The organism is Geobacillus sp. GHH01 (assembly GCF_000336445.1).
Lineage (GTDB): Bacteria > Bacillota > Bacilli > Bacillales > Anoxybacillaceae > Geobacillus > Geobacillus zalihae.
The window spans coordinates 2,766,917-2,790,902 of sequence record NC_020210.1 but is presented as its reverse complement, the minus strand read 5'-3'; the positions used below and the strand labels follow the sequence as shown (position 1 = coordinate 2,790,902).

Genomic DNA, 23,986 nt, shown 5'->3' with positions numbered 1-23,986 from the left:
TTCCTGTAACCAACTCCATACATCGAGTAGCAGTTATTGGAGTGCCTTTATTGAACGGTTTTCTCCACGCCTTTATTATATCATACACAAAAGAAAGGGGGAACGCGCATTCCTCTCCCACTTACTCCCTTTGGTCGTTGAAGTGGGAGTCTCCTGCGCGAAATAGGATGAATTGGCCTTTGCTTTACGATATGCAGCGCATGTTGGATGAGCGGATTGAAACAGAGCACGGCCTTATGCATGAGGACTTGTTCAATCGGAAAATGCTTGCGTTTCTCGTCGAACTTGGGGAGCTGGCCAATGAGACGCGCTGTTTTAAATTTTGGAGCGTGAAACCGTCGGCGCCGGCGGAACGGGTGCTGGAGGAATATGTCGACGGTTTGCATTTTTTGCTGTCGCTCGGGCTGGATTGCGGGCTGTTTTATGAAAGCCGGGAGCTTCCGGCTGTCGAGCGGCCGCTTGTTGAGCAGTTTTTGGCCATCTTTCGCGCCGCCGAGCGGTTCGGGGAGACGAGAGCGCGAGGGGAATATGATGCGCTGTTTGCGGAGTATTGGCGGCTTGGCGTGGCGCTCGGTTTTTCTTCCGACGACATCGAGGCGGCGTATCGGCGGAAAAATGAAGTGAACCACAAGCGGCAAAACGAGCGCTACTGATCTTTTTTCGGGTGGCGAATGATTCATTTTGCCAATCGTCAGCCTTTTCAAGTATAATAAAAAAGTGGACAAAACCGGAAAGGGGTGCCAAGATGGCGAAGTTGGACGAAACGTTGACGATGCTGAAAGCGCTGACCGATGCGAAAGGCGTCCCGGGCAATGAGCGGGAAGCGCGCGATGTGATGAAGACATACATAGCTCCGTATGCGGATGAAGTGACAACGGATGGCCTCGGCAGCTTGATCGCCAAAAAAGAAGGGAAATCGGGCGGGCCGAAAGTGATGATCGCCGGCCATTTGGATGAAGTCGGCTTTATGGTGACGCAAATCGACGACAAAGGATTCATCCGCTTCCAAACGCTTGGCGGATGGTGGAGCCAAGTAATGCTCGCCCAGCGCGTGACGATCGTGACGAAAAAAGGCGACATCACCGGCGTCATCGGTTCGAAGCCGCCGCACATTCTGCCGCCGGAGGCGCGCAAAAAACCGGTGGAAATCAAAGATATGTTCATCGACATCGGCGCGACAAGCCGCGAGGAAGCGATGGAGTGGGGCGTCCGCCCGGGCGATATGATCGTGCCGTATTTTGAATTTACGGTATTGAACAATGAAAAAATGCTGCTCGCGAAAGCATGGGACAACCGGATCGGCTGTGCGGTCGCCATCGATGTGCTCAAGCAGCTGAAAGGCGTCGACCATCCAAACACGGTATACGGCGTCGGCACGGTGCAGGAAGAAGTCGGCTTGCGCGGCGCGCGCACGGCCGCCCAATTCATTCAGCCGGATATCGCCTTTGCGGTGGATGTCGGCATTGCCGGCGATACACCGGGCGTGTCGGAAAAAGAAGCGATGGGCAAACTCGGCGCCGGCCCGCACATCGTCCTGTACGACGCGACGATGGTGTCGCACCGCGGCTTGCGCGAATTCGTCATCGAAGTGGCGGAAGAGCTGAACATTCCGTACCATTTTGATGCCATGCCGGGCGGCGGTACGGATGCGGGAGCGATTCATTTAACGGGCAGCGGCGTTCCGTCGCTCACGATCGCCATCCCGACGCGCTACATCCACTCGCACGCCGCCATTTTGCATCGCGACGACTACGAGAACACGGTCAAGCTGCTTGTCGAAGTGATCAAACGGCTTGACGCCGACAAAGTGAAACAACTGACGTTTGACGAATAAAAACACCGGCCAATTCGGCCGGTGTTCGTCATTGTTTAACCGCCTGCTCGAGCGTGGTGAGCATCATGTCTTTTTGCTGTTCATTGGCGTGCGTCCAAATGGCTTCAAAGAGGACGCCGAGGCCGGGCAAATATTTTTCCTCGCCACGCTGGATCGCGTCCTCGATTGTATTCTCGAGCTGTTCTTTCGAGTTGTTGGCGACGTTGTGCATAATGGCTTTCCGCAAGTTCAAATCCATTTGTCTCACCTCATTGGCCGTATTGTACACCGTTATCGTTTGCCAATGGCGGCGGATTTATACATGGAGCGGCTCTCGTATATGGTATAATAGAGGAAAAACTAGACCGAAATGAGTGATGGCGACGATGGACGAGAAACCGCTCTATGGATTGGAACGAACGGTATTTCGCCAACTGCTCCATCTATTTTCCCGTTATGCTGATGTCATTGAAAAAGTCATTTTGTTCGGCTCAAGAGCACGAGGCGATTACAAGGAAGGATCGGATATCGATTTGGCGATCCAATTTCGAAAACCGGGAGGCCCGCTGTACCTCCTGCAATCGGACTTGGATGAACTTCCGATCATTTATCCGATCGATGTTGTTGATTACAATCAAATTCACAACGAACAGCTAAAAATGAATATTGACCAAGAAGGAAAGACGATTTTTCAAACGAACGAGCACGGGAAGGTGATGGTCACCATGAGCCGGCTGATGGATCGATTTTACGATTTCGAACGGGCGCTCTCCAAACTCCGGCAAAGTGCCGCAAGAGACGCTCAAACGGATGACCTTGTTGTTGATGCGACCATTCAACGCTTTGAATTCACGTACGAACTAGCATGGAAATGGATGAAACTTTATTTGGAGCATCAGGGATACGCTGAAGTGACGAGTCCGAGGAAAACGATTCGCGAGGCGTTTCGGGAAGGGTTGATTCAAGACGGAGAGACATGGCTTCGCATGCTCGAAGACCGCAACCGGACGTCCCATACGTATGACGAAGAAACGGCGATGGACATTTACGAACGCATCCGTACACACTATATCCCGCTGTTTGACCGTTTGCTTGACGAAATGAAACGACAGCTTGACTCAGTGACATGAGCGGCCGGCGTGCGGAACGGAACGAGCCTGGCTTTGTGAAGGAACTTGGCTTTGGTCGTGAAAGATGACAACGGCACACATTTTGTTATAATCAAATGAAGAAACTTGACGAATGAGGTGACGACACAATGGAAAAAGCGACATTCGCCGGCGGCTGCTTTTGGTGCATGGTGACGCCGTTTGAGGAGCTTGACGGCATTTACGGCATCGTCTCCGGCTATACGGGCGGGCATGTCGAAAACCCAACATACGAGCAAGTGAAAACCGGCACGACCGGCCATTACGAAGCGGTGCAAATCACGTTTGACCCGGACGTCTTTCCGTATGAGCGGCTGTTGGAGCTGTATTGGTGTCAAATCGACCCGACCGATGACGGCGGCCAGTTTCACGACCGCGGGCCGCAATACCGGACGGCGATTTTTTACCATAACGAAAAACAGCGCCAGCTCGCCGAGCAGTCAAAGCGGGCGCTCGAGGAAAGCGGGCGCTTCTCGAAGCCGATTGTAACGAAAATTTTGCCGGCGACGACGTTTTACCCGGCGGAAGAGTATCATCAAAACTACCATAAGAAAAATCCGGAGCATTACAAACAAGACCGCGCCGCGTCCGGGCGCGACGAGTTTATCGCCAAACATTGGGGGACGAAACGGTGAAGCGGATCGAATCGCCGAAAAATGCGCGCGTCAAACAATGGAAAAAGCTGCTGACCAAAAAAGGGCGCGATGAGACCGGATTGTTTTTGCTTGAAGGGTTTCATCTTGTCGAAGAGGCTGTAAAAAGCAACGCGCCGCTTGTTGAGCTGATGGTGGACGAGCGGACAGCCATCCCGCCCGGCTGGGACGTCAGCGTCCCGGTTGTGATCGTGACCGAAGCGGTGATGAAGGCGATCAGCAGCACGGAGACGCCGCAAGGCATCGCCGCGGTGTGCCGAAAGTTGCCAGCCGAGCTTGAAGGTGTGAAGACCGCCTTGCTCATTGACGCCGTGCAAGACCCGGGCAATCTCGGGACGATGATTCGCACCGCCGATGCCGCCGGGATCGATGCTGTCATCCTTGGCGAAGGGTGCGCCGATGTGTACAATCCGAAAGTCGTGCGGGCGACGCAAGGGTCGCTGTTTCATCTTCCGGTTGTCAAAGGCGATTTGGTGCAATGGATCGCGCGTTTCAAGGAGCAGGGCATTCCGGTGTACGGAACGGCCTTGGAGAATGCCGTCGATTACCGCACCGTTCCGCCTTCGTCTTCCTTCGCCTTGCTCGTCGGCAATGAAGGAAGCGGCGTCCGGCGCGAATGGCTCGAGATGACGACGGAAACCATCTACATCCCGATTTACGGCCAAGCCGAGTCGCTGAATGTCGCCGTCGCGGCCGGAATTTTGCTTTATTCCTTGCAGGCGGTGCGGTAAACGATGAGCTGCGCAAAGAAATTTCGGCCTGACCTTGCCTTTGCCCACTCATTTGCGTATAATGAATAGCGACAATTTCCCATACGGACAACAACGATGACGGAGAAAAGTAGCTTGCTGCTCGCCATCCAGGGAGAAAACGCCGGAGACTGGGAGCGTTTTTATGGCTGACGCAAGTGAAGTTCACCTCCCGAGTTGACACCGGGACCATCCCAAAAGGGGATGTAAAGGTGTTCCGGCTTTCGGCCGTTATCGCAATGAAGCGAACAGCACATTTGTGCTGTTAACAAGGGTGGTACCGCGAGCAACAACTCGTCCCTTACCGGGGGGGCGGGTTTTTTATTTTGGATAGAGGAGGGACTCAAGTGAAAGAACGGCTGTACGAGCTGAAGCAAGAAGCGCTTCGCCGAATCGATGAGGCGAAAGACGTCAAAGCACTGAATGACGTGCGCGTCGCTTACTTGGGCAAAAAAGGGCCGATCACCGAAGTGCTGCGCGGCATGGGGGCATTGCCGCCGGAAGAGCGCCCGAAACTCGGCGCGCTGGCCAATGAAGTGAGAGCGGCGATTCAGCAGGCGCTCGAGGCGAAACAAGCGAAACTGGAACAGGAGGAAGTCGAGCGGAAGCTGGCCGCCGAAGCGATCGATGTGACGCTGCCGGGACGACCTGTGAGTCTTGGCAATCCCCATCCGCTGACGCGCGTCATTGAAGAAATTGAAGATTTGTTTATCGGCATGGGCTATACGGTCGCCGAAGGGCCGGAAGTCGAGACCGACTATTACAACTTTGAGGCGCTCAATTTGCCGAAAGGCCACCCGGCCCGCGATATGCAAGATTCGTTTTACATCACGGAGGAGATTTTGCTTCGCACCCACACATCGCCGATGCAGGCGCGGACGATGGAAAAACACCGCGGGCGCGGCCCGGTGAAAATCATTTGTCCGGGCAAAGTGTACCGCCGCGATACGGACGATGCGACGCATTCGCACCAGTTTACGCAAATTGAAGGATTGGTTGTGGATCGGAACATCCGGATGAGCGATTTGAAAGGGACGCTGCGCGAATTTGCCCGCAAGCTGTTCGGGGAAGGGCGCGACATCCGCTTCCGGCCGAGCTTTTTCCCGTTCACCGAGCCGTCGGTCGAAGTCGATGTGTCCTGCTTCCGATGCGAAGGGCGGGGCTGCGGCGTCTGCAAAGGCACCGGCTGGATCGAAATTTTAGGAGCCGGCATGGTGCATCCGAACGTGCTTGAGATGGCCGGCTTTGATTCGAAAACGTACACCGGCTTTGCGTTCGGCATGGGGCCGGAGCGGATCGCGATGCTGAAGTACGGCATTGACGACATCCGTCATTTCTATCAAAACGATCTACGTTTCTTGCGGCAATTTTTGCGTGTGTAACAGAAAAAGGAGGGGTTTTCCATGCTCGTGTCTTACCGTTGGCTGAGCGAGTACGTCGATTTGACGGGGGTCACCGCCGCGGAACTCGCTGATCGCATCACGAAAAGCGGCATTGAAGTCGAGCGGGTTGAGGCGCTCGACCGCGGGATGAACGGCGTCGTCATCGGCCATGTGCTCGAGTGCGAGCCGCACCCGAACGCGGATAAACTGCGGAAATGCCTCGTTGACCTTGGCGAAGGCGAGCCGGTGCAAATCATTTGCGGCGCCCCGAACGTCGCCAAAGGGCAAAAGGTCGCCGTCGCCAAAGTCGGGGCGGTGCTGCCGGGCAATTTCAAAATCAAACGGGCGAAGCTGCGCGGGGAAGAATCGAACGGAATGATTTGTTCGCTCCAAGAGCTCGGCGTCGAAACGAAAGTCGTGCCGAAAGAGTATGCAGACGGCATTTTCGTCTTTCCGAGCGATGCGCCGGTCGGCGCCGATGCACTGGAATGGCTCGGCTTGCACGATGAAGTGCTCGAACTGTCTTTGACGCCCAATCGCGCCGACTGTTTAAGCATGATCGGCGTCGCCTATGAAGTCGCGGCCATTCTCGGACGTGAAGTAAAGCTGCCGAAAGCGGCGGTCAAAGAAACGAACGAAAACGTTCACGACTACATTTCCGTCCGCGTCGAGGCGCCGGAAGACAACCCGCTGTACGCCGGGCGGATCGTGAAAAACGTCCGGATCGGCCCGTCGCCGCTTTGGATGCAAGCGCGCTTGATGGCAGCCGGCATTCGCCCGCACAACAACGTCGTCGACATTACGAACTACATTTTGCTTGAGTATGGCCAACCGCTTCATGCGTTTGACTACGACCGCCTCGGTTCGCAGGAAATTGTCGTCCGCCGCGCAAAGGCAGGCGAAACGATTGTCACGCTCGATGATGTCGAACGGAAGCTGACCGAAGACCACCTTGTCATCACGAACGGCCGCGAGCCGGTCGCCTTAGCCGGGGTGATGGGCGGGGCGAATTCGGAAGTGCGCGATGACACGAAAACCGTGTTTATTGAAGCGGCGTACTTTACAAGCCCGGTCATCCGCCAGGCGGTAAAAGACCACGGGCTGCGCAGCGAAGCGAGCACTCGGTTTGAAAAAGGCATCGATCCGGCGCGGACGAAAGAAGCGCTCGAGCGCGCCGCCGCCCTGATGGCCGAATACGCCGGCGGCGAGGTCGTCGGCGGCGTCGTGGAAGCGAGCGTGTGGCGTGAGGAGCCGGTGGCGGTGACGGTCACGCTCGAACGCATCAACGGTGTCCTCGGCACGGCGATGTCGAAAGAGGAAGTGGCCGTGATTCTTTCGAATTTGCAATTTCCGTTCACAGAAGACAACGGAACGTTTACGATCGATGTCCCGTCGCGTCGGCGCGACATTGCGATTGAAGAAGACATCATCGAGGAAGTGGCGCGCCTGTATGGCTACGACCGTCTGCCGGCGACGCTGCCGGTGGCGGAGGCGAAGCCGGGCGGACTCACGCCGCATCAGGCGAAGCGCCGCCGCGTCCGCCGCTATTTGGAAGGGGCGGGCTTGTTCCAAGCCATCACGTATTCGTTGACGAGCCCGGACAAAGCGGCGCGCTTTGCGCTTGAGACGGCCGAATTGGTCCGCTTGGCGCTGCCGATGAGCGAAGAGCGGAGCGTTTTGCGGCAAAGCTTAATTCCGCATCTGCTTGAAGCGGCGAGCTACAACCGCGCCCGCCAAGTCGAGAACGTCGCCTTGTACGAAATCGGCTCTGTCTACTTGTCCAAAGGAGAAGGCGTCCAACCAGCGGAAAAAGAGCGCCTCGCCGGCGTTCTCACCGGCTTATGGCACGCCCATTTGTGGCAAGGCGAGAAAAAGGCCGTTGATTTTTACGTTGCCAAAGGGATTTTGGATGGCCTGTTTGACTTGCTTGGACTTGCCGCCCGCATCGAATACAAACCGGCCAAGCGCGCCGATTTGCATCCGGGACGGACGGCGGACATTGTGCTTGACGGCCGGGTCATCGGCTTTGTCGGCCAGCTCCATCCGGCCGTGCAAAAAGAGTACGATTTGAAAGAAACGTACGTGTTCGAGCTCGCCTTGGCCGAGCTGTTGAACGCCGAAAGTGAAGCGATCCGCTACGAGCCGATTCCGCGCTTCCCGTCGGTCGTGCGCGACATCGCCTTGGTCGTTGACGAAATGGTCGAAGCCGGCGCCTTGAAGCAGGCGATCGCCGAAGCCGGGAAACCGCTTGTCAAAGACGTCTCCCTCTTTGACGTCTACCAAGGCGAGCGCCTGCCGGACGGGAAAAAATCGCTCGCCTTCTCGCTCCGCTTCTATGATCCGGAGCGGACGCTCACGGATGAAGAAGTCGCCGCCGTCCACGAGCGGGTGCTCGCCGCAGTCGAGAAACAATTTGGCGCGGTGCTGCGCGGGTAAAACGAAAAGCTGTTCCAAAAAGCGACTCGCTTTTGGAACAGCTTTTTTTGATGAGAGCTCGTTTTCAAACAGATTCAGAAAACGAAGGATGCCAACAAAGGCGGATGCCCTGTCAGCCGCGTTCAGCCATAATGCGCCCGGTTTGCGACACATCGTACCCGCCGAGCGCTTCGAGTTCGGCGCGGAACGAATCGGAGCGGAGCACGTCGAGCACGGAAGCGATGAGCGATTCATTCTCCGGCGTCCGCAGCATGACGACATCATACTGTTCGTTCATTAGCGGAATGAACTCGACGCCGGCCATTCGCGCCACCTTTTCCGTGCCGATGCCGACATCGGCGAGACCTGACGCCACCGCGGAGGCGACGCTCAAATGGCTTGTTTCCTCGCGTTCATAGCCGCGAATGGCGGACGGCGACAATCCATGCAGGCGCAGCTGTTCATCTAACAGGACGCGCGCCCCGGCCCCTTTCTCCCGATTGACGATCACGACGTCGCTCCTTCCTAAGTCGTGCCACGTTTGAATGCTGCGAGGATTGCCTTTTGACACATAAAATCCAATCGGCCGGCGCATGACGTTCACCATGATGTACGCATGGCCTGTCAACAGCTTTTCCACATACGGACGGTTGTACTCGCCTGTCTGCCCGTCAAACAAATGCACGCTGACGATGTCGCATTGCCCTTTATACAGGGCGATCAGCCCATTGAGGCTGCTCGTGTAGGTGCGGAGCGATTGATAAGGGCCGTTTTTTTCCAGATGGACGCCAAGCAAATCGAGCGCCGCATCTTGGCCGCTGATGATGATGGGGCGAACGGCGGCTTCGACCGGCCGTGAAACGGCGGAAGAAACGGGACTTGTCTCCCCTTTTTGCCCGTCGATGTACCGGCGAAGATCATCCGCGGTAATCCGCATTTGCCGCCCGACGCGAAAGGCGGGCAGCTTCCCTTTTTTCACTAAATCGTACACCGTTAGTTTGGACACTTTTAATAAGGAAGCGATTTCTTCAATCGTGTATGACTGCGGCTCCGTCATCATGCCATCCTCCTTTCTTTCATTGTAGCGCAAAGAACGCATGGGGAAAAATTTTTCTTTCCTAACTATATAAGTTGAAACTTTGTTTTACATCCAGTAGAGCGCCCGCCGCATTCTACCAAACTGACTTGTATGAAGGAAAACAGAATCGAGCAATCGGAAAATCTTTATTACAACTTATATACTTATTATTATTTATAATTAGATATCATTACATATAAAAAGATAAGGGGGAGACAGATGCGAAAAATCGCATGGCTTGCCGCATTGCTCTTGCTGTTCGGCTTGTATGGCTGCGACAGCGGCTCAAAAGAGGGGAAGGGGCAAACGAAACCGGCGGATAAAGTGGAGCTCACCGTCTCCGCCGCCGCCAGTCTGCAAGAAGCGCTGGAAGAAGCGAAAACGGCGTTTGAACGAAAGCATCCGAACATCCGCATCCAATACAATTTCGGTGCGTCGGGCGCGTTGCAAAAGCAAATTTCCGAAGGGGCGCCGGTCGATCTTTTCTTTTCGGCGGCCGCTGAGCCGTTTGAAAAATTGAAAGCAGAAGGGTTGATCGATTCCAAACACGAAAAAACAGTGCTGGCGAACGAACTCGTCCTCATTGCGCCAAAACAAGGGGAAGGAGCGGTTCAGTCGCTCGATGACATCATCCGCGCCAAACGGATCGCCATCGGCATCCCCGAATCGGTGCCGGCCGGTATGTACGCGAAACAAACATTGGAGAAGGCGGGGCTGTGGGAGAAGGTGGCACCGAAGCTCGTGTACGCGAAAGACGTTCGCCAAGTGTTGACGTATGTGGAAACCGGCAACGTCGACGCCGGATTTGTGTACCGGACGGACGCGCTCGCCTCGGAGAACGTCAATATCGTCGCCGCCGTGCCAAGCGGCATGCACGACCCGATCGTCTATCCGCTTGGTGTTGTCAAGACGAGCAAACATCTCAAGGAGGCGCAACAGTTTTACTCGTATTTGACAAGCGGTCCAGCGTTGCAAATGTTCGAAGAGCACGGATTTCGCCGCGCCCGCTAGAAGACTGGTGGGCGAGTAAAAATACCGCTGAATCCTGTCTTTTCTCAACTAGAGAAGCCTAGCACAATCAGCCTTCTTTTTTGGCAAAATGCCGCCTGTTTGCTGTCCTTCACATGGGAAGGGGACATATGGTAAAATAACAAACAAGAAAACGTTATAGGCGATGGAGTTCGCCATAACCGCCGGCTTCCGGCTGATGACTCCTGCTGCAAATGAAAAGCGGCAGGAGTCTGTTTATTTTACGAAGGAGGGATGGTTATTGGTCTATCTCGCCGTCGGCGCAGCCGGCATGATCGGCGCGCTTGTCCGCTATGTCGTTGGTCTTGTCGTGCCCGCTGCCTGGTTGGGAGGGGTTCCGCTCGGAACGCTTTTGGTGAACTGGACCGGCTCGTTTTTGCTCAGCTGGCTTACGGTGGTGTTCACCCGCCGCCCGTCTTGGCCGCCGTGGCTGAAAACAGCGGCGACGACCGGGTTCATCGGCTCGTATACGACGTTTTCGACGCTCAGTGTTGAATGTGTGGAATTGATGGAACAAGGGCGCTTTGGCATGGCGGCCGTGTATATCGCCGCCAGCCTGTTTGGCGGGTTGCTCGCCTCATGGGCTGGATATGCCGCCGCTCAACCGGAACGGAAGGAAGGGATTGGATAATGTACGCACCGCTGTTTGTGGCGATCGGCGGTTTTTTCGGCGCCATGGCCCGCTATCTCATCAGCCGCTGGGCGGCTCGGCGTTCGCCGCGTTTTCCCATAGGGACGCTCATTGTCAACTTGCTTGGGTCCTTTTTGCTCGGCTGGCTCGCCGGAAGCGGCGCCGCCGATACTGAAAAACTGCTTGTCGGCACCGGCTTTATGGGGGCGTTCACCACGTTTTCGACCTTCAACTGGGAAAGCGTGCAAATGATGCAGCAACGCCAGTGGGCGAAGGTTGTCGTTTATTTGGCGGCTACGTATTTGTGTGGCGTGTGGCTCGCGTGGTTTGGCTATCGCGTGGGGCGGTGATGAGCGGCAACGAAAAATGGGCTTGATTTCTGATCGGGGAGAAAAGAGATTGCGATTCGTTGAGCCAGGGGAGGCGACGAAAATGGCAAGAGTGGAAGAGAGATTCAAGACATTGCGATATTTTGTCGATGGCTACTATAACCAATCGATCGATGATGATGAGTTTGATGATCGGGTTCGTGATTTTCGCGATTATGAACCGGAATGTTTGGTCAACGCATTGCGGAGAGAGTTGGCTGATTTGCGAACAGTCATCGCCCAAGCCGACAGGGAAACCTTTAAAAAAGTTGAAGTCTTTTTGCATGATAATCGTTTACGGTATATTGAATTCGAGGATGGCGAAGCGTTCATTGAACGTGTCTTGTGCATTCTTGATGAAACGTCTTCTTGATGATGAAAAACCATTTTTCACTTGTCTTTGGGCAGTCCGCGCGGGTCAATGGATCAAAACCGTTTCCCCGCAACCGATTCGTTCGCGGGGAAACGGAGGTCGGTGAAGGACAACGACCGAAGCACGGATGGCGTTATCTTTTGCTTTTTCCAAACAATAATTCTTCAAGAATATCATGAATGCGTGTATTTTCGTACACGCCGGCGAATCGCTCCGCTCCCGGGCCCATGGCCGTCAGCGGCACATCGGCGGCGGTGTGGCCCGTTGTCGTCCAGTCGAGGGCGAACGTTTGCGTAGAGCGGGCGATTGGAAACGGGCCGTCTTCGCCGGAGATCGTTTTGCCGTCTCCCGACTCATCCGTGCCGCCCGGCGTTTCGATCGTCAAGCCGCCGCATTCATGGTCGGCGAGCACGAGGACGAGCGTATCCCGATGGCGCTTGGCGTACTGTTTCGCTGCGGCGACCGCTTCGTCAAGCTGCTGGCCCGCTTTGATCATAAGCGATCCGTTGTTTTCATGGCTCATTTCATCAATGGCTTCTTCTTCGACAACGAGGAAAAAGCCTTTTTTATTTTGCGACAGCACGTCAAGCGCTTTTTTTGTCATATCGGGCAGCGACACGACGGGATTGTACACATCCCCTTCCCCTTCCGGTCGCTGCTGGAACATTTCTTCGTTGGCAAACAGTCCAAGCAGCTTGCGGCCGGACGCTTGTTTCAGCTCATCGGCGGTGCGGACGTACGTGTAGCCGAGCTGCTTGGCGCGTTCAACCAAGTTTCCTTGCGTGCCTTTGCTTGCTTCTTCCGGATCTTCGGCTGGATGGTCGGGGTAATAGCCAGGATTTCCATTAGGATACCAGTAATCTTCCCCGCCGCCCAAAATGACGTCCACTTTCGTTTGTTCAATGTATTGCTTGGCGATGTCGCTTTGCGCCGAACGACTGGCGGTGTGGGCGGCAAACGCGGCCGGTGTGGCGTCCGTCACTTGGGCGGTCGTGACAAGCCCTGTTGCCTTGCCGGCTTTTTTCGCTTGTTCCAAAATCGTTTCCACTGGTTTCCCTTGTCGATCAACGGAAATGGCGCCGTTGTATGTTTTCACGCCTGAGGCGATGGCAGTCGCCGCCGCGGCGGAGTCGGTAATGAATGATTTCGCGTCGGCAGAGTTCGTATGGACGAGGCCGCTGTACGGCATGCTGTCCATTTCCAATTCCCCGCTCAATCCTTTTGTAGCGAGGCGAATGGCGTTGCGATGCGCGGTGCCCATGCCATCGCCGACAAAAAGGATGACATTTTTCACTTCAGGCGGCTTCGATTGTTTCGTTGGGGCGGCCCATGCAGCTTGACTAGCATGATAAAGCGTCAGTCCGGCGCTCAGCCCGGCAATGAGCAAAGCGGTGCGGCGTTTCGATCGGAACATCGTTCTCCTCTCCTTTTTCAGATGATTTGGTCACTTTTATCGTACAAGCTGGATGTTAAGCGTTCGTGAAGGCCGTGTAATCATTTTGAAAACATTTCCTTTGTTTCGGAATGGGAGGACAGACTCGATGTTCTTTTGCTCACATTTCTCGTTGACTTTTTCTTTTTTCCTTGGTATCGTTACTAACAGTTCAATCATTGAACTAAATAAAAAAAGCCGCCGTCCCGAGGGAGATGTTTGGACAAATTGTTCAATTGTTGAACAAATGGAGGTGAAGGAATGCCGGAACGAAACATCGACGAATGGATCGACCGCTATTTGTCCGTGTCGTTTCTCGTGATGAAACGCGGCGCGGCGCTTGTCAAAGACAGCCTTTGCGAAGAGATGACGCACGATCAATATTATTTGCTTCGCTACATCCGCCGGCGGGGGGCGTGCACGTCAACGGAGCTCGCGGCGATGTTTGGCGTGAACAAAAGCGCGGTGACGGCGATGACGAATCGCCTCGTCGACAAAGGCTGGCTGCGCCGCGACCGTGACAAGAACGACCGGCGCGTCATCGTCTTATCGCTGACAGAGCACGGGGAAGCATGGGTGAAGGAGATGGACCGGAGCGTCTATCGGCTCGTCGAAGAAGTGATCGCCCGCTTTCCAGAGGAGGAGATCGAAACATTCATCCGCACGTATGAACGGTTGGCCCGCGTGCTGCAGGAGGTGGAAGAAGCGACATGAGAGCGATCATCAAAGGAAAATGGCTCGTACTTGCGGCATGGATCGCCATCGCGGCCGTGCTCATGGCGACGGCGCCGAACATGGGCGAGCTTGTCAGGGAAAAAGGGCAGCTGAGCGTGCCGGACGGCTACTCGTCGTCATTAGCGGCAAAATTGATCAAAGAGGCGAACAGCCAGGAAAACAAACAAAACGAACGCTCCGCGGTGCTTGTCTTTTACCAAAAAGGCGGATTGACGGCGGATGACAAAAAAGAGATTGAACGGGCGGTAAACGCGCTCGAAAAGAAAAAAGAGGAACTTCATGTCACGGACATCGTCTCGCCGTTTGCCAACCGGGAGCTGGAAAAAGAACTCATCTCCAAAGATGGAACGACGATGCTCATTTCCGTCAGCATCGACCCGGCTGGGCGGACGGCGAAGCAATTGACCGACGCCCTGTATAAAGCAGTCGATGGCGTCAAGGTCGAGCATTATTTCACCGGCGGCTGGATGATCGATGAAGATGTCGTAGCGAGCTCGCAGGAAGGCGTGAAGAAAACGGAAGGGATCACGGTCGTCTTTATTTTAATTGTGTTGCTCGCCGTGTTCCGCTCGCCGGTGGCGCCACTCATTCCGCTGCTCGCGGTCGGGGCGACGTATGTCGTCTCGCAGTCGGTTGTTGCGTTTTTAGTAGATAAAGTGAATTTCCCCCTGTCGACGTTCACGCAAACGTTTTTAGTGGCGGTGTTGTTTGGCATTGGGACCGACTATTGCATTTTGCTGCTGAGCCGGTTTAAAGAAGAACTGGCGAAACGCGGCGATCGGGTGGAAGCGATTATCGCCACGTACCGGACGGCTGGGAAAACGGTGGCGGCAAGCGGCATTGCCGTCATGATCGGCTTTGCGGCGATCGGGTTGTCGACGTTTAAGCTGTACCAATCGGCGGCGGCCGTCGCCGTTGGGGTCGCGGTCTTGCTTGCCGCCTTGATGACGCTCGTGCCGTTTTTCATGGCAGTGCTTGGCGAGAAGCTGTTTTGGCCGGTGCGCGGGAAGCTTGAGCACGGGCAAAGCCGGCTTTGGCTCGCCGCCGGTCGCTTTGCCTTCGCCCGTCCGCTTCTGGCGCTGGCGATTGTTGGGATTGTGACGGTGCCGGTGCTCGCGACATACAACGGCAAGCTGTCGTTTGACTCCATGGAAGAGATTGGCGATCATTACCGTTCGGTCAAAGCATTTCGCATCATCGCCGATCATTTCAATCCGGGAGATGCCATGCCGACGCAGGTGGTGGTAAAAAGCAAAGAGCCACTTGATTCGGAAGAAGGGCTGGCGTTGATAGAGAAAATGAGCCGCGAGATCGAAAAAGTTGATGGCGTGGCAAGCGTCCGCTCGGCGACGCGTCCGACCGGAGAGCCGATTCAGGAGCTGTATGTCACCGAACAAGCGAAACAGCTCAAAGACGGCCTCGGCGCCGGCAAAGAGGGGATTGAGAAAATCGGCGCCGGACTTGAGACGGCAAGCGAAAAATTGTCCTCGTCCGCGCCGCAGCTCAAGCAGGCGTCATCCGGCATCGGCCAGCTCGTCTCTGGAACGGAGCGGCTTGAAGACGGTCTGCGCCAGCTGCAAAACGGCCTTAGTCAAATCGAACAAGGCGTGCGTCGTGGAGCGGTGGGCGCCGGCGAGCTGCAAAACGGCTTAGTGACGCTTCGCGACAATGCGAAAAAGTTGCAGGAAGGCGCCGCGCAGCTGCTTGACGGCTACAAGCAGACGGAACAAGGGCTGTCGGCATTAAGCGGCCAGTACCGGCAAATCGAAGCGGGATTAAAGGCCGTCGCCAATCAGCTCGCCGCCGTGCAGGCGATGCTTGCGCAAGTCGAACAGGCGCACCCGGAGCTCGCGCAAGACGCCCAATATCAACGAGCGAAAATGACGGTCGCCGCCTTGTCCGAAAAGACGAACGAAATGGCGGACGGCCTCGTACAGTTGAACGGGGCGCTTGAGCAGGCGCGCGCCGGCTTGGCGAAAGCGAACGACTCGTTCGCCCAGCTTGCGGCCGGCCAAGCGGCGGTCAACGGCGGCTTGGACCGGATCATCGCCGGGCTTTCGGAGCTCGAAGCCGGGTTGACGAAAGCGGCCGACGGCCAGAAACAGGCGGTCGACCAATTGCCGCAATTCTCCCGAGGGCTTGAGCAAGTGAACGGCGGCCAGCGCCAATTGCTTGAGCATTTCTCCGCCCTTGGCGGCCAGCTCGACCAGCTTGTAAACGGCTTGGACCAAAGCGCGTCCGGTCTGCATAAAGTGGCGGACGGCCTCGGAACGGCGGAAACGTATTTAGCCGATTTGTCATCGGCGCCGGAGAAAGACATGGCTGGCTGGCACATGCCGAAGGAAGCGCGCGAAAGCAAAGACTTTGCGCAGGCGAAAGACGCGTATATGTCGAAAGACCGGCGCATCGTGACGTTTGATGTCATTTTAAAAGAAAATCCGTATTCGACATCGGCGCTCAGCCGTGTGGATGACATTCACGCCGCCGCTGAGCGGGCGGTGAAAGGGACGAAGTGGGAAGACGCGACGATCGCTGTCGGCGGCGTCACAAGCACGTACGCCGATTTGCAGGCGATCTCAAACGCCGACTATAAACGGACGGCCGTGCTGATGTTGATCGGCATCGCCATCGTGCTCGCAGCGCTCCTTCGTTCGCTTATCATGCCGCTCTATTTGATCTTGTCGCTCGTCCTGACGTATTACACATCGATGGCCGTCACCGAACTCATTTTCGTCAACGGCCTCGGCTATGCCGGCTTGAACTGGGCGGTGTCGTTCTTCGCCTTTGTGTTGCTGTTGGCGCTTGGCATCGACTACAGCATCTTCCTCATGGATCGGTTCAACGAATACCGCGGCCGGCCGGTGAAGGAAGCGATGCTGTCGGCGATGGGCCATATGGGGACGGTCATCATCTCGGCCGCCGTCATTTTAGGCGGAACGTTCGCCGCGATGTATCCGTCCGGCGTCTTGTCGCTCTTGCAAATCGCGACGATTGTGCTGACGGGGCTTCTCCTTTACGCCCTCGTCGTTCTGCCGCTGTTTGTGCCGGTCATGGTCCGCACGTTCGGCCGCGCGAACTGGTGGCCGTTTCGGCAGCCAGTGAGCGAAGTGGATGGTCTGGAACAACAAAAAATCAGTTAGGAAGGCGAGTCAACGCCGCTCCCCGCATGCTGGGGGCGGCGTTCTTTTTCAGGAGAGCTGGCACGATGCCGCCTCTCCTCATCAACGAAATATAGGTGCTCGTTGCTTGATCGTCCGCCAGCGATTCATTCCTTTTCCATTTCACAAAGCATATTTTTTCCTCTTTTGCCCAACATAAAGTATGATGAGTAGTAGAGAACATTCCAAAACCTAAAGGAGGGCTGCCGCATGACGAAACGAGTGCTCATGGTGGTGACGAACCATACGACGATCACCGACGACCATAAAACCGGGCTTTGGCTTGAGGAGTTTGCCGTACCGTATTTGGTATTTAAAGAAAAAGGGTATGACGTGAAAGTGGCGAGCATTCAAGGCGGCGAGGTGCCGCTTGACCCGCGCAGCATCAATGAAAAAGACCCGTCTTGGGCGGAGGCGGAAGCAGTGCTGAAGAACACAACACGTTTAAGCAAGGACGATGCACACGGGTTTGACGCCATTTTCCTTCCCGGTGGACACGGGACGATGTTCGATTTTCCCGACAATGAAACGCTGCAATACGTCTTGCAGCAGTTTGCCGAAGACGGGCGCATCATCGCCGCTGTCTGCCACGGTCCGTCAGGGCTGGTGAACGCCACATACAAAGACGGCACGCCGATTGTGAAAGGAAAAACGGTCACGTCATTTACGGATGAAGAAGAGCGTGAAGTCGGGCTTGATGTGCATATGCCGTTTTTGCTCGAGTCGACGCTGCGCCTGCGCGGGGCGAATTTCGTCCACGGCGAGAAGTGGACCGATTTCTCCGTGCGCGACGGCAACTTGATCACTGGGCAAAACCCGCAATCGAGCCGAAGCACGGCGGAGAAAGTCGTCGCCGCGCTGGAAGAGCGGGCGTGAGCGATAAAGGCTGAATGTGCGGCAAGGGGGTGTCCCAAGAGAACGGGGCACCCTTTCTTCATGACGGGATGCAGGGACACACATATTACCCGTGGTGCTAGATAAACTCAAACAAACATCATTGTTCATCAATTCCACTCCTTCACTTCCGGCGCTTGGCGATGGCAAGCGCCTTTTTCGTATTGGCGAAATGAAGCTTGGCGCACGCCGCGAGCGCTTCTTCCCCCCGCGCGCGGATGATCCGGGCGGCGGCTTCGTCAACGATGGCGCCGGCACCTTTTGGAAGCGGGAGGCCGACGGCGCGGGATAATTGCTCCATCTCCTCTAAAAACACATAGCGGGCGATGATCGAGGCGGCGGCGACTGATACGTGGACACTTTCCGCCTTGGGAAGGCAGTGCACCCGCTCGCGGATAATGCGATCTTCATCGGAAAGGTAACGGAAATACGAATCCCGTTTTAAAAATTCGTCGATGATGATTGCTTCTGGTTCGGCGGGCGCGATGGCGTCAACGAGTTTCACGAGCGTCCGGTTGTGAAGGAGCGCTTTCATTTTCGTCTGCGGCATGCCGCTTCGCTGCCAGCGGTTGTATTCGGCATTGTCCAACACGGTGACCGCATGCGGCACGGTTTCCATGATGGCGGGGGCGATCCGTTTGATTGCCTCATCGTTCAATTGTTTCGAATCTTTCACGCCAAGCGCCGCGATTTTGGCGATATGCGGCCGATCCACGTAGGCGGCGGCGACGACGATCGGGCCGAAATAATCGCCGGTGCCGACTTCATCGGAACCGATGGCGGAAAGAGACCCGAGTTGATGAGCTGCCAAAGCGGACGGCTGGTGGTCAGCTGTTTCGTTTGAGGCGCTCGCCCCTGATATCCATTTCGCTGCTTCTTGCTCCGCCGCTTTCCCTTGAAACAGCACTTTGCCTGAGCGGTAGGCGGTGATGACGACATCCGGGCGCTTGACGGCAAACAACGCTCCAGCCGGAAGCCGGTCGGATAAGGCGTCTTGGTAGTGGGCGCGCAAGGCGTCAAGCAGCTGTTGGTCGGCTTGAATCACATAGTTTGACAACGTTCGATCGCTCCTTTATCTTCTCTATCGTTGCTGTGTGTCGCTTCTTTCCATTATACCAGCGTTCATGATATGATAAACAGTAGGATTTGGCGAAATGGGGGAGAAAGCTTGACAGAACAGCCAAAAACGCGGGTGAGCGTCCGCATCTATGGACAAGACTACACGATCGTCGGCGCGGAAAGCCCGGCCCACATCCGGCTCGTGGCGGCGTTCGTTGACGATAAAATGCATGAATTCAGTGAGAAAAATCCGCTCCTTGATGTGCCGAAGCTGGCCGTGTTGACGGCCGTCAACATCGCCAGTGAATATCTCAAACTAAAAGAAGAATATCAACGGCTGGCGGAACAGCTGAAACAGGAAAAGGACGGGAAACAGGATGATTGATGTCGTGCTGTTGTTTGTCCTGTTGCTGGGGGCGATGATCGGGCTGAAGCGCGGCTTTATTCTCCAATTCATTCATATGGCCGGGTTTTTCATTGCCTTTTACGTCGCCTATCGCTATTATGAACGGTTGGTGCCGACATTGCGCCTTTGGATTCCGTATCCGACGTTCGGTGATCCGGAGACGATGAAGCTGCTGTTTCAGAGCACCCATTTAGACGATGCCTATTATCGGGCGATTTCCTTTGCACTTTTATTTTTTGTGGTGAAAATCGTGCTTCAAATCGTTGGCTCGATGCTCGATTTCGTCGCCCAGTTGCCGCTGTTGCGCAGCGTCAACCGCTTGGCCGGGGCGGCGCTCGGATTTGCGGAAGTGTATTTGCTTGTCTTTTTGCTTTTGTATATCGGTGCGCTCGTGCCGATTGACAGCGTCCAAGAACAGCTGCAGCATTCGCTCATGGCGACCGTGATTGTGAAACATACGCCGGTGTTGTCGGAGATGCTTGGCAACTGGTGGATTCATGGCCGCGTCTGACCGAGCGCGGCCGTGGTTTTGCGGGAAAGGGAGGGAACGGGGATGAGCGTCCATAAAAAAGAGGTCATCCGCCTGCTTGAAACGATCGCACTGTATATGGAGATCAAAGGAGAAAATCCGTTTAAGGTCAACGCCTTCCGCAAAGCGGCGAACGCCTTGGAAACGGATGAGCGGAGCCTCGCGGAAATTGGCGATTTCACCGCCATTCCCGGCATCGGCAAAAGCACAGCGGCGATCATCACCGAGTTTGTCGAAACCGGTTCATCATCGGTGCTCGAGGAATTAAAGCGCGATATTCCGGAAACGCTTCTTTCCTTGCTTAAGATCCCGGGGCTTGGCGGCAAAAAAATCGCCAAGCTGCATCAGGAGCTTGGCATTGTCGATATGGACGGATTGAAAGAAGCGTGCTTGGCTGGAAAAGTGCGCGCGCTTGCCGGTTTTGGCGCGAAAACGGAAGAAAAGCTGCTTGCGGCCATTGAAAAGGCAGGCAAACGCCCCGAGCGGCTGCCGCTCGCTCGGGTGCTCGCGATCGCGGCGGACATGGAACGCCAGCTCGCTTGTTTGGATGGCGTGATTCGCTTCTCGCGGGCCGGCAGCTTGCGGCGCTTGAATGAAACGGTGAAAGATTTGGATTATGTCATCGCTACCGACCGTCCGGCTGCGGTGCGCGACGGGCTGCTCGGCTTTGAGCGCGTCCGCGGGGTGCTCGCCGCTGGGGAGACGAAAGTGTCGCTTCTTTTCCAGTATGAGGATGAAGTGGCCGTTGACTTTCGGCTGGTCAGCGAGGCGCAATTCGCGACCGCGCTTCATCATTTCACCGGATCGAAGGAGCATAACGTGCGCATGCGCCAACTCGCCAAAGAGCGCGGCGAGAAAATCAGCGAATACGGCGTGGAAGACGAAGCGACAGGCGAAGTGAAAACGTTCCCGAATGAAGCGGCGTTTTACGCCCATTTCGGGCTGCCGCACATTCCACCGGAGCTGCGTGAAGATGGCACGGAAATCGAGCGGTTTTCCGCTGATCGGCCGCTTGTGCGCCTTGAAGACATTCAAGGCGATTTGCATATGCATTCGGCGTGGAGCGACGGGTCGTGTTCGCTTGCGGAGCTCGCTGAGGCGTGCCGCCGCCGCGGCTACCGGTATATCGCCATCACCGACCATTCGCACTATTTGAAAGTGGCCAACGGCTTGACCCCGGATCGATTGCGGCGCCAGCGCGAGGAAATCGAACGGCTGAACGCGCGCTATTCGGATTTTACGATTTTGGCCGGCATTGAGATGGATATTTTGCCGGACGGGACGCTCGATTACGACGATGACGTGCTCAAGGAGCTTGATTTTGTCATCGCCGCCATTCACTCTGCGTTCAAACAGCCGCGCGAGACGATCATGAAACGGTTGGAGGCGGCGCTTCGCCACCCGTACGTCGATGTCATTGCCCACCCGACCGGGCGGCTGATCGGCCAGCGCGACGGCTATGACGTCGATATCGAGCGGCTCGTGGAGCTCGCGGCGGAGACGAACACGGTGCTTGAGTTAAACGCCAACCCAAACCGGCTCGACTTGTCGGCGGCCTACGTGAAAAAAGCCGAGGAAGCGGGGGCGTATATTGCCATTAACACGGACGCCCACCATTTGGACATGCTCGAGGATATGGCGATCGGCGTAGCGACGGCAAGAAAAGGTTGGATCCATAAGGAAACGGTCATCAACACATGGCCGCTTGAAAAGCTGCAACAGTTTTTGCGCGACAAACGAAAGAAATGAATCAGCTGGGGGTCAGATACGTGCAACGAAAAGTGCTTCACACCTTGGAGTTCGATAAAGTGAAAGAGCAGTTGGCAGAGCATGCGTCCTCGCCGCTCGGTTTGGAAAAAATCGACGCTCTCATACCGTCTTCTGACTTGGAGGAGGTGGCCGCCTGGCTTGACGAAACGGATGAAGCCGCCGCTGTTTTGCGGCTTGCTGGCTATGCGCCGCTTGACGGAGTAGTCGACATCCGTCCGCATCTCAAGCGGGCGGCGATCGGCGGCACGCTCAGCCCGCAAGAGCTGCTTGAAGTGGCGGCCACCTCGGCCGCAAGCCGGCAAATGAAGCGGCTGATTATGGATCTGCATGAAGAGCACGGGGGATTGGACCGTCTGTCCACTTATGCCGATGAGCTCGTGGAGGTGCCGGCGCTTGAACATGACATTCGCCGCTCGATCGACGACCATGGCGAAGTGTTGGATGCCGCAAGCGACCGCCTCCGCTCGCTGCGCGGGCAAATTCGGTCAGTGGAAGCGCGCATCCGCGAGAAACTCGAGAACATCATCCGCTCGCCGTCGGCGCAAAAGCGGCTGTCGGACGCCATCATTACGATCCGCAATGACCGATATGTCATCCCGGTGAAACAAGAGTATCGCGGCGCCTACGGCGGCATCGTCCACGACCAGTCAGCGTCCGGGGCGACGCTGTTTATTGAACCGCAGGCGGTCGTCGAGTTGAACAACGCGCTCCGCGAAGCGCGGGCGAAAGAAAAGCAAGAAATCGAACGCATTTTGCGCGAACTTTCGGCAAAAGTCGCTGAGCAGGCCGAGCCGCTTGCGCGGGCGGTTGAGTCGCTTGCGGCGCTTGATTTTGCGTTCGCCAAGGCGAAATACGCCCGCCGGCTGCAAGCCGCGAAGCCAGCGGTCAATAGCCGAGGCTATCTTCGTTTTTTGCAGGCACGCCATCCGCTGCTGGATCAAGAAAAGGCGGTGCCGAATGACATTGAACTCGGCGGCGACTATACGACGATCGTCATCACCGGGCCGAACACCGGCGGAAAAACGGTGACGTTAAAAACGATCGGCTTGTTGACGCTCATGGCGCAAGCGGGGCTGTTCATCCCGGCGGCCGACGGATCGGAAGCAGCGGTGTTCCGTTCCGTTTTCGCCGATATTGGCGACGAGCAGTCGATCGAACAAAGCTTGAGCACGTTCTCGTCCCATATGGTCAATATCGTTGACATTTTGCGCCATGTCGATGGTGAAAGCCTTGTGCTGTTTGACGAGCTTGGGGCTGGCACCGACCCGCAGGAAGGGGCGGCGCTCGCGATCGCCATCTTGGATGAAGTGCACGGGCGCGGGTCGCGGACGGTGGCGACGACGCATTATCCCGAATTGAAAGCGTACGGCTACAACCGCCCCGGTGTCGTGAATGCGAGCGTCGAGTTTGACACCGAAACGCTCCGCCCGACGTATAAACTGTTGATCGGCATCCCCGGCCGCAGCAACGCCTTTGATATTTCGCGCCGCCTTGGGCTTGATGAACGCATCATCGAGCGGGCGAAAGCGCAAGTGAGCGCGGAAAGCCATAACGTCGAAAACATGATCGCGTCGCTTGAACGGAGCAAAAAGCAAGCGGAGGAAGAGGAAGCGCGGGCGCGGGCGGCGCTGGAGGAGGCTGAGCGTCTGCGCGCCGAATGGGAACAAAAATGGGAAGAGCTCGAAGAAGAAAAAGCGGAGCGGCTGGCGGAAGCAACGCAAAAAGCAGCCGACATCATCCGCGCCGCGGAACGCGAAGCCGAGCGGATCATTCAAGAGCTGCGCCGCTTGCAAAAAGAAAAGCAGGCGGAAGTGAAAGAGCATGAGCTCGTCGAGGCGAAAAAGCGGCTCGCTGCCGCTATGCCGAAAGTGGAGAAGCGGAAAAAGGCGAAAAAGGCTGCTTCACGCCATGTGTTCCAGCCGGGTGATGAAGTGAAGGTGACGAGCCTCAACCAAAAAGGCTACTTGATCGAAAAAGTGTCGGACGACGAATGGCAAGTGCAGCTTGGCATTTTAAAAATGAAAATCCGTGAACGCGATTTGGAGTATATCGGCAGTGCGCCGGCGAACGACGTGACGCCGATTGCGACGGTGAAAGGCAAGGACGCCCATGTGAGCCTCGAGCTTGACTTGCGCGGCGAACGGTACGAAGACGCTCTCCTTCGGCTTGAGAAGTACTTGGATGATGCTGTGCTCGCTGGCTATGCGCGTGTTTCGATCATTCACGGCAAAGGAACGGGCGCGCTCCGCCAAGGAGTACAGCAGTTTTTGAAGCAGCATCGGGCGGTGAAAAGCTTCCGATTTGGTGAGGCGAATGAAGGCGGCACTGGGGTGACGATCGTGGAACTGAAATGATGGGGGCGAT

General features: G+C 56.0%; 22 protein-coding genes, 1 riboswitch and 1 other annotated feature. Of the genes, 18 read left to right on the top strand and 4 right to left on the bottom strand.

All coding sequences use genetic code 11. The features are described 5' to 3' along the window. Positions 1-167 precede the first annotated feature (167 nt). The gene (locus GHH_RS13780; RefSeq protein ID WP_025039320.1) at positions 168-653 is read left to right on the top strand and encodes a dUTP diphosphatase; all 486 of its coding nucleotides are present in this window, start codon (positions 168-170) and stop codon (positions 651-653) included. A 92-nt stretch (positions 654-745) separates the two neighbouring features. Continuing rightward, complete coding sequence (locus GHH_RS13775; RefSeq protein ID WP_015375580.1) at positions 746-1,834, top strand: M42 family metallopeptidase; 1,089 nt, start codon at positions 746-748, stop codon at positions 1,832-1,834. Between the two features lie 28 nt (positions 1,835-1,862). On the opposite strand, the gene sspI is transcribed toward GHH_RS13775, so the two are convergent. Next, entirely contained in the window at positions 1,863-2,072 is a 210-nt protein-coding gene (sspI, locus tag GHH_RS13770; RefSeq protein WP_015375579.1) for a small acid-soluble spore protein SspI, read from the bottom strand. Between the two features lie 127 nt (positions 2,073-2,199). On the opposite strand from sspI, the gene GHH_RS13765 reads away from it, so the two are divergent. The 5 genes from GHH_RS13765 (at position 2,200) to pheT (ending at position 8,181) form a co-directional block, all read left to right on the top strand. Next, positions 2,200-2,943: an HI0074 family nucleotidyltransferase substrate-binding subunit gene (locus tag GHH_RS13765; protein ID WP_015375578.1), complete on the top strand. Its 744-nt coding sequence runs from the start codon at positions 2,200-2,202 to the stop codon at positions 2,941-2,943. A 128-nt stretch (positions 2,944-3,071) separates the two neighbouring features. Further along, positions 3,072-3,596, top strand: a complete 525-nt coding sequence (gene msrA, locus GHH_RS13760; RefSeq protein ID WP_013144533.1) for a peptide-methionine (S)-S-oxide reductase MsrA — start codon at positions 3,072-3,074, stop codon at positions 3,594-3,596. Then, entirely contained in the window at positions 3,593-4,345 is a 753-nt protein-coding gene (locus tag GHH_RS13755; protein WP_015375577.1) for an RNA methyltransferase, read from the top strand. The genes msrA and GHH_RS13755 overlap by 4 nt, the downstream gene beginning before the upstream one ends. Before the next feature lie 87 nt (positions 4,346-4,432). Beyond that, positions 4,433-4,668: a binding site (T-box leader), on the top strand. A 42-nt stretch (positions 4,669-4,710) separates the two neighbouring features. Next, positions 4,711-5,745, top strand: a complete 1,035-nt coding sequence (pheS, locus tag GHH_RS13750; protein WP_015375576.1) for a phenylalanine--tRNA ligase subunit alpha — start codon at positions 4,711-4,713, stop codon at positions 5,743-5,745. Between the two features lie 21 nt (positions 5,746-5,766). Then, positions 5,767-8,181: a phenylalanine--tRNA ligase subunit beta gene (pheT, locus tag GHH_RS13745; protein WP_015375575.1), complete on the top strand. Its 2,415-nt coding sequence runs from the start codon at positions 5,767-5,769 to the stop codon at positions 8,179-8,181. Positions 8,182-8,293: 112 nt separating this feature from the next. On the opposite strand, the gene GHH_RS13740 is transcribed toward pheT, so the two are convergent. Beyond that, the gene (locus GHH_RS13740) at positions 8,294-9,217 is read right to left on the bottom strand and encodes a helix-turn-helix transcriptional regulator (protein WP_015375574.1); all 924 of its coding nucleotides are present in this window, start codon (positions 9,215-9,217) and stop codon (positions 8,294-8,296) included. Positions 9,218-9,457: 240 nt separating this feature from the next. Here GHH_RS13740 and modA point away from each other — a divergent pair, with 240 nt between their 5' ends. The 4 genes from modA to GHH_RS13720 all read left to right on the top strand — a co-directional run bounded on the left by modA (position 9,458) and on the right by GHH_RS13720 (position 11,639). After that, positions 9,458-10,249, top strand: coding sequence for a molybdate ABC transporter substrate-binding protein (gene modA / locus GHH_RS13735; protein WP_015375573.1), 792 nt, complete (start codon positions 9,458-9,460; stop codon positions 10,247-10,249). Between the two features lie 150 nt (positions 10,250-10,399). After that, a riboswitch (Fluoride riboswitch) is annotated at positions 10,400-10,462 on the top strand. A gap of 46 nt (positions 10,463-10,508) precedes the next feature. Then, a complete protein-coding gene (locus GHH_RS13730; RefSeq protein ID WP_015375572.1) occupies positions 10,509-10,898 on the top strand; it encodes a CrcB family protein in 390 nt (129 codons plus the stop codon). Further along, positions 10,898-11,248 (top strand): fluoride efflux transporter CrcB, encoded by a 351-nt coding sequence (crcB, locus tag GHH_RS13725; protein WP_015375571.1) that lies wholly within the window; start codon positions 10,898-10,900, stop codon positions 11,246-11,248. Before GHH_RS13730 ends, crcB begins: the two co-directional genes overlap by 1 nt. Before the next feature lie 82 nt (positions 11,249-11,330). Further along, on the top strand, positions 11,331-11,639 hold the full coding sequence (locus GHH_RS13720; RefSeq protein ID WP_015375570.1) for a contact-dependent growth inhibition system immunity protein: 309 nt from the start codon (positions 11,331-11,333) through the stop codon (positions 11,637-11,639). Positions 11,640-11,772: 133 nt separating this feature from the next. On the opposite strand, the gene GHH_RS13715 is transcribed toward GHH_RS13720, so the two are convergent. After that, positions 11,773-13,053, bottom strand: a complete 1,281-nt coding sequence (locus tag GHH_RS13715) for an alkaline phosphatase (protein WP_015375569.1) — start codon at positions 13,051-13,053, stop codon at positions 11,773-11,775. A gap of 279 nt (positions 13,054-13,332) precedes the next feature. Between GHH_RS13715 and GHH_RS13710 the strand changes: the two genes are divergently transcribed. The 3 genes from GHH_RS13710 (at position 13,333) to GHH_RS13700 (ending at position 17,840) form a co-directional block, all read left to right on the top strand. Further along, entirely contained in the window at positions 13,333-13,785 is a 453-nt protein-coding gene (locus GHH_RS13710; RefSeq protein WP_015375568.1) for a MarR family winged helix-turn-helix transcriptional regulator, read from the top strand. After that, the gene (locus GHH_RS13705; RefSeq protein WP_015375567.1) at positions 13,782-16,946 is read left to right on the top strand and encodes an MMPL family transporter; all 3,165 of its coding nucleotides are present in this window, start codon (positions 13,782-13,784) and stop codon (positions 16,944-16,946) included. The genes GHH_RS13710 and GHH_RS13705 overlap by 4 nt, the downstream gene beginning before the upstream one ends. 228 nt (positions 16,947-17,174) lie before the next feature. Next, positions 17,175-17,840 carry a type 1 glutamine amidotransferase domain-containing protein gene (locus GHH_RS13700; protein WP_015375566.1) on the top strand — a complete coding sequence of 222 codons (666 nt, stop codon included), beginning with the start codon at positions 17,175-17,177 and terminating at the stop codon, positions 17,838-17,840. Between the two features lie 142 nt (positions 17,841-17,982). Here GHH_RS13700 and rnhC read toward each other — a convergent pair whose 3' ends face one another. Continuing rightward, positions 17,983-18,915 (bottom strand): ribonuclease HIII, encoded by a 933-nt coding sequence (rnhC, locus tag GHH_RS13695; RefSeq protein WP_015375565.1) that lies wholly within the window; start codon positions 18,913-18,915, stop codon positions 17,983-17,985. A 111-nt stretch (positions 18,916-19,026) separates the two neighbouring features. Here rnhC and zapA point away from each other — a divergent pair, with 111 nt between their 5' ends. Genes zapA through GHH_RS13675 form a run of 4 tightly spaced genes read left to right on the top strand, consistent with a single transcriptional unit; the run spans position 19,027 to position 23,976 of the window. Next, complete coding sequence (zapA, locus tag GHH_RS13690; RefSeq protein WP_015375564.1) at positions 19,027-19,302, top strand: cell division protein ZapA; 276 nt, start codon at positions 19,027-19,029, stop codon at positions 19,300-19,302. Next, positions 19,295-19,834, top strand: coding sequence for a CvpA family protein (locus GHH_RS13685; RefSeq protein ID WP_015375563.1), 540 nt, complete (start codon positions 19,295-19,297; stop codon positions 19,832-19,834). Before zapA ends, GHH_RS13685 begins: the two co-directional genes overlap by 8 nt. 42 nt (positions 19,835-19,876) lie before the next feature. Next, positions 19,877-21,601, top strand: coding sequence for a DNA polymerase/3'-5' exonuclease PolX (gene polX / locus GHH_RS13680; RefSeq protein WP_015375562.1), 1,725 nt, complete (start codon positions 19,877-19,879; stop codon positions 21,599-21,601). A 20-nt stretch (positions 21,602-21,621) separates the two neighbouring features. Beyond that, the gene (locus tag GHH_RS13675; protein WP_371198452.1) at positions 21,622-23,976 is read left to right on the top strand and encodes an endonuclease MutS2; all 2,355 of its coding nucleotides are present in this window, start codon (positions 21,622-21,624) and stop codon (positions 23,974-23,976) included. Positions 23,977-23,986 lie beyond the last annotated feature (10 nt).

Bases quoted from the DNA above. Each gene is read 5' to 3' on its own strand.
- GHH_RS13700 (WP_015375566.1), top strand. From the start codon at position 17,175: ATGACGAAACGAGTGCTCATGGTGGTGACGAACCATACGACGATCACC.
- pheT (WP_015375575.1), top strand. From the start codon at position 5,767: ATGCTCGTGTCTTACCGTTGGCTGAGCGAGTACGTCGATTTGACGGGG.
- sspI (WP_015375579.1), bottom strand. From the start codon at position 2,072: ATGGATTTGAACTTGCGGAAAGCCATTATGCACAACGTCGCCAACAAC.
- GHH_RS13685 (WP_015375563.1), top strand. From the start codon at position 19,295: ATGATTGATGTCGTGCTGTTGTTTGTCCTGTTGCTGGGGGCGATGATC.
- GHH_RS13705 (WP_015375567.1), top strand. From the start codon at position 13,782: ATGAGAGCGATCATCAAAGGAAAATGGCTCGTACTTGCGGCATGGATC.
- GHH_RS13775 (WP_015375580.1), top strand. From the start codon at position 746: ATGGCGAAGTTGGACGAAACGTTGACGATGCTGAAAGCGCTGACCGAT.
- GHH_RS13710 (WP_015375568.1), top strand. From the start codon at position 13,333: ATGCCGGAACGAAACATCGACGAATGGATCGACCGCTATTTGTCCGTG.
- GHH_RS13765 (WP_015375578.1), top strand. From the start codon at position 2,200: ATGGACGAGAAACCGCTCTATGGATTGGAACGAACGGTATTTCGCCAA.
- GHH_RS13780 (WP_025039320.1), top strand. From the start codon at position 168: ATGAATTGGCCTTTGCTTTACGATATGCAGCGCATGTTGGATGAGCGG.
- polX (WP_015375562.1), top strand. From the start codon at position 19,877: ATGAGCGTCCATAAAAAAGAGGTCATCCGCCTGCTTGAAACGATCGCA.
- GHH_RS13715 (WP_015375569.1), bottom strand. From the start codon at position 13,053: ATGTTCCGATCGAAACGCCGCACCGCTTTGCTCATTGCCGGGCTGAGC.
- modA (WP_015375573.1), top strand. From the start codon at position 9,458: ATGCGAAAAATCGCATGGCTTGCCGCATTGCTCTTGCTGTTCGGCTTG.
- msrA (WP_013144533.1), top strand. From the start codon at position 3,072: ATGGAAAAAGCGACATTCGCCGGCGGCTGCTTTTGGTGCATGGTGACG.
- GHH_RS13720 (WP_015375570.1), top strand. From the start codon at position 11,331: ATGGCAAGAGTGGAAGAGAGATTCAAGACATTGCGATATTTTGTCGAT.
- GHH_RS13740 (WP_015375574.1), bottom strand. From the start codon at position 9,217: ATGACGGAGCCGCAGTCATACACGATTGAAGAAATCGCTTCCTTATTA.
- crcB (WP_015375571.1), top strand. From the start codon at position 10,898: ATGTACGCACCGCTGTTTGTGGCGATCGGCGGTTTTTTCGGCGCCATG.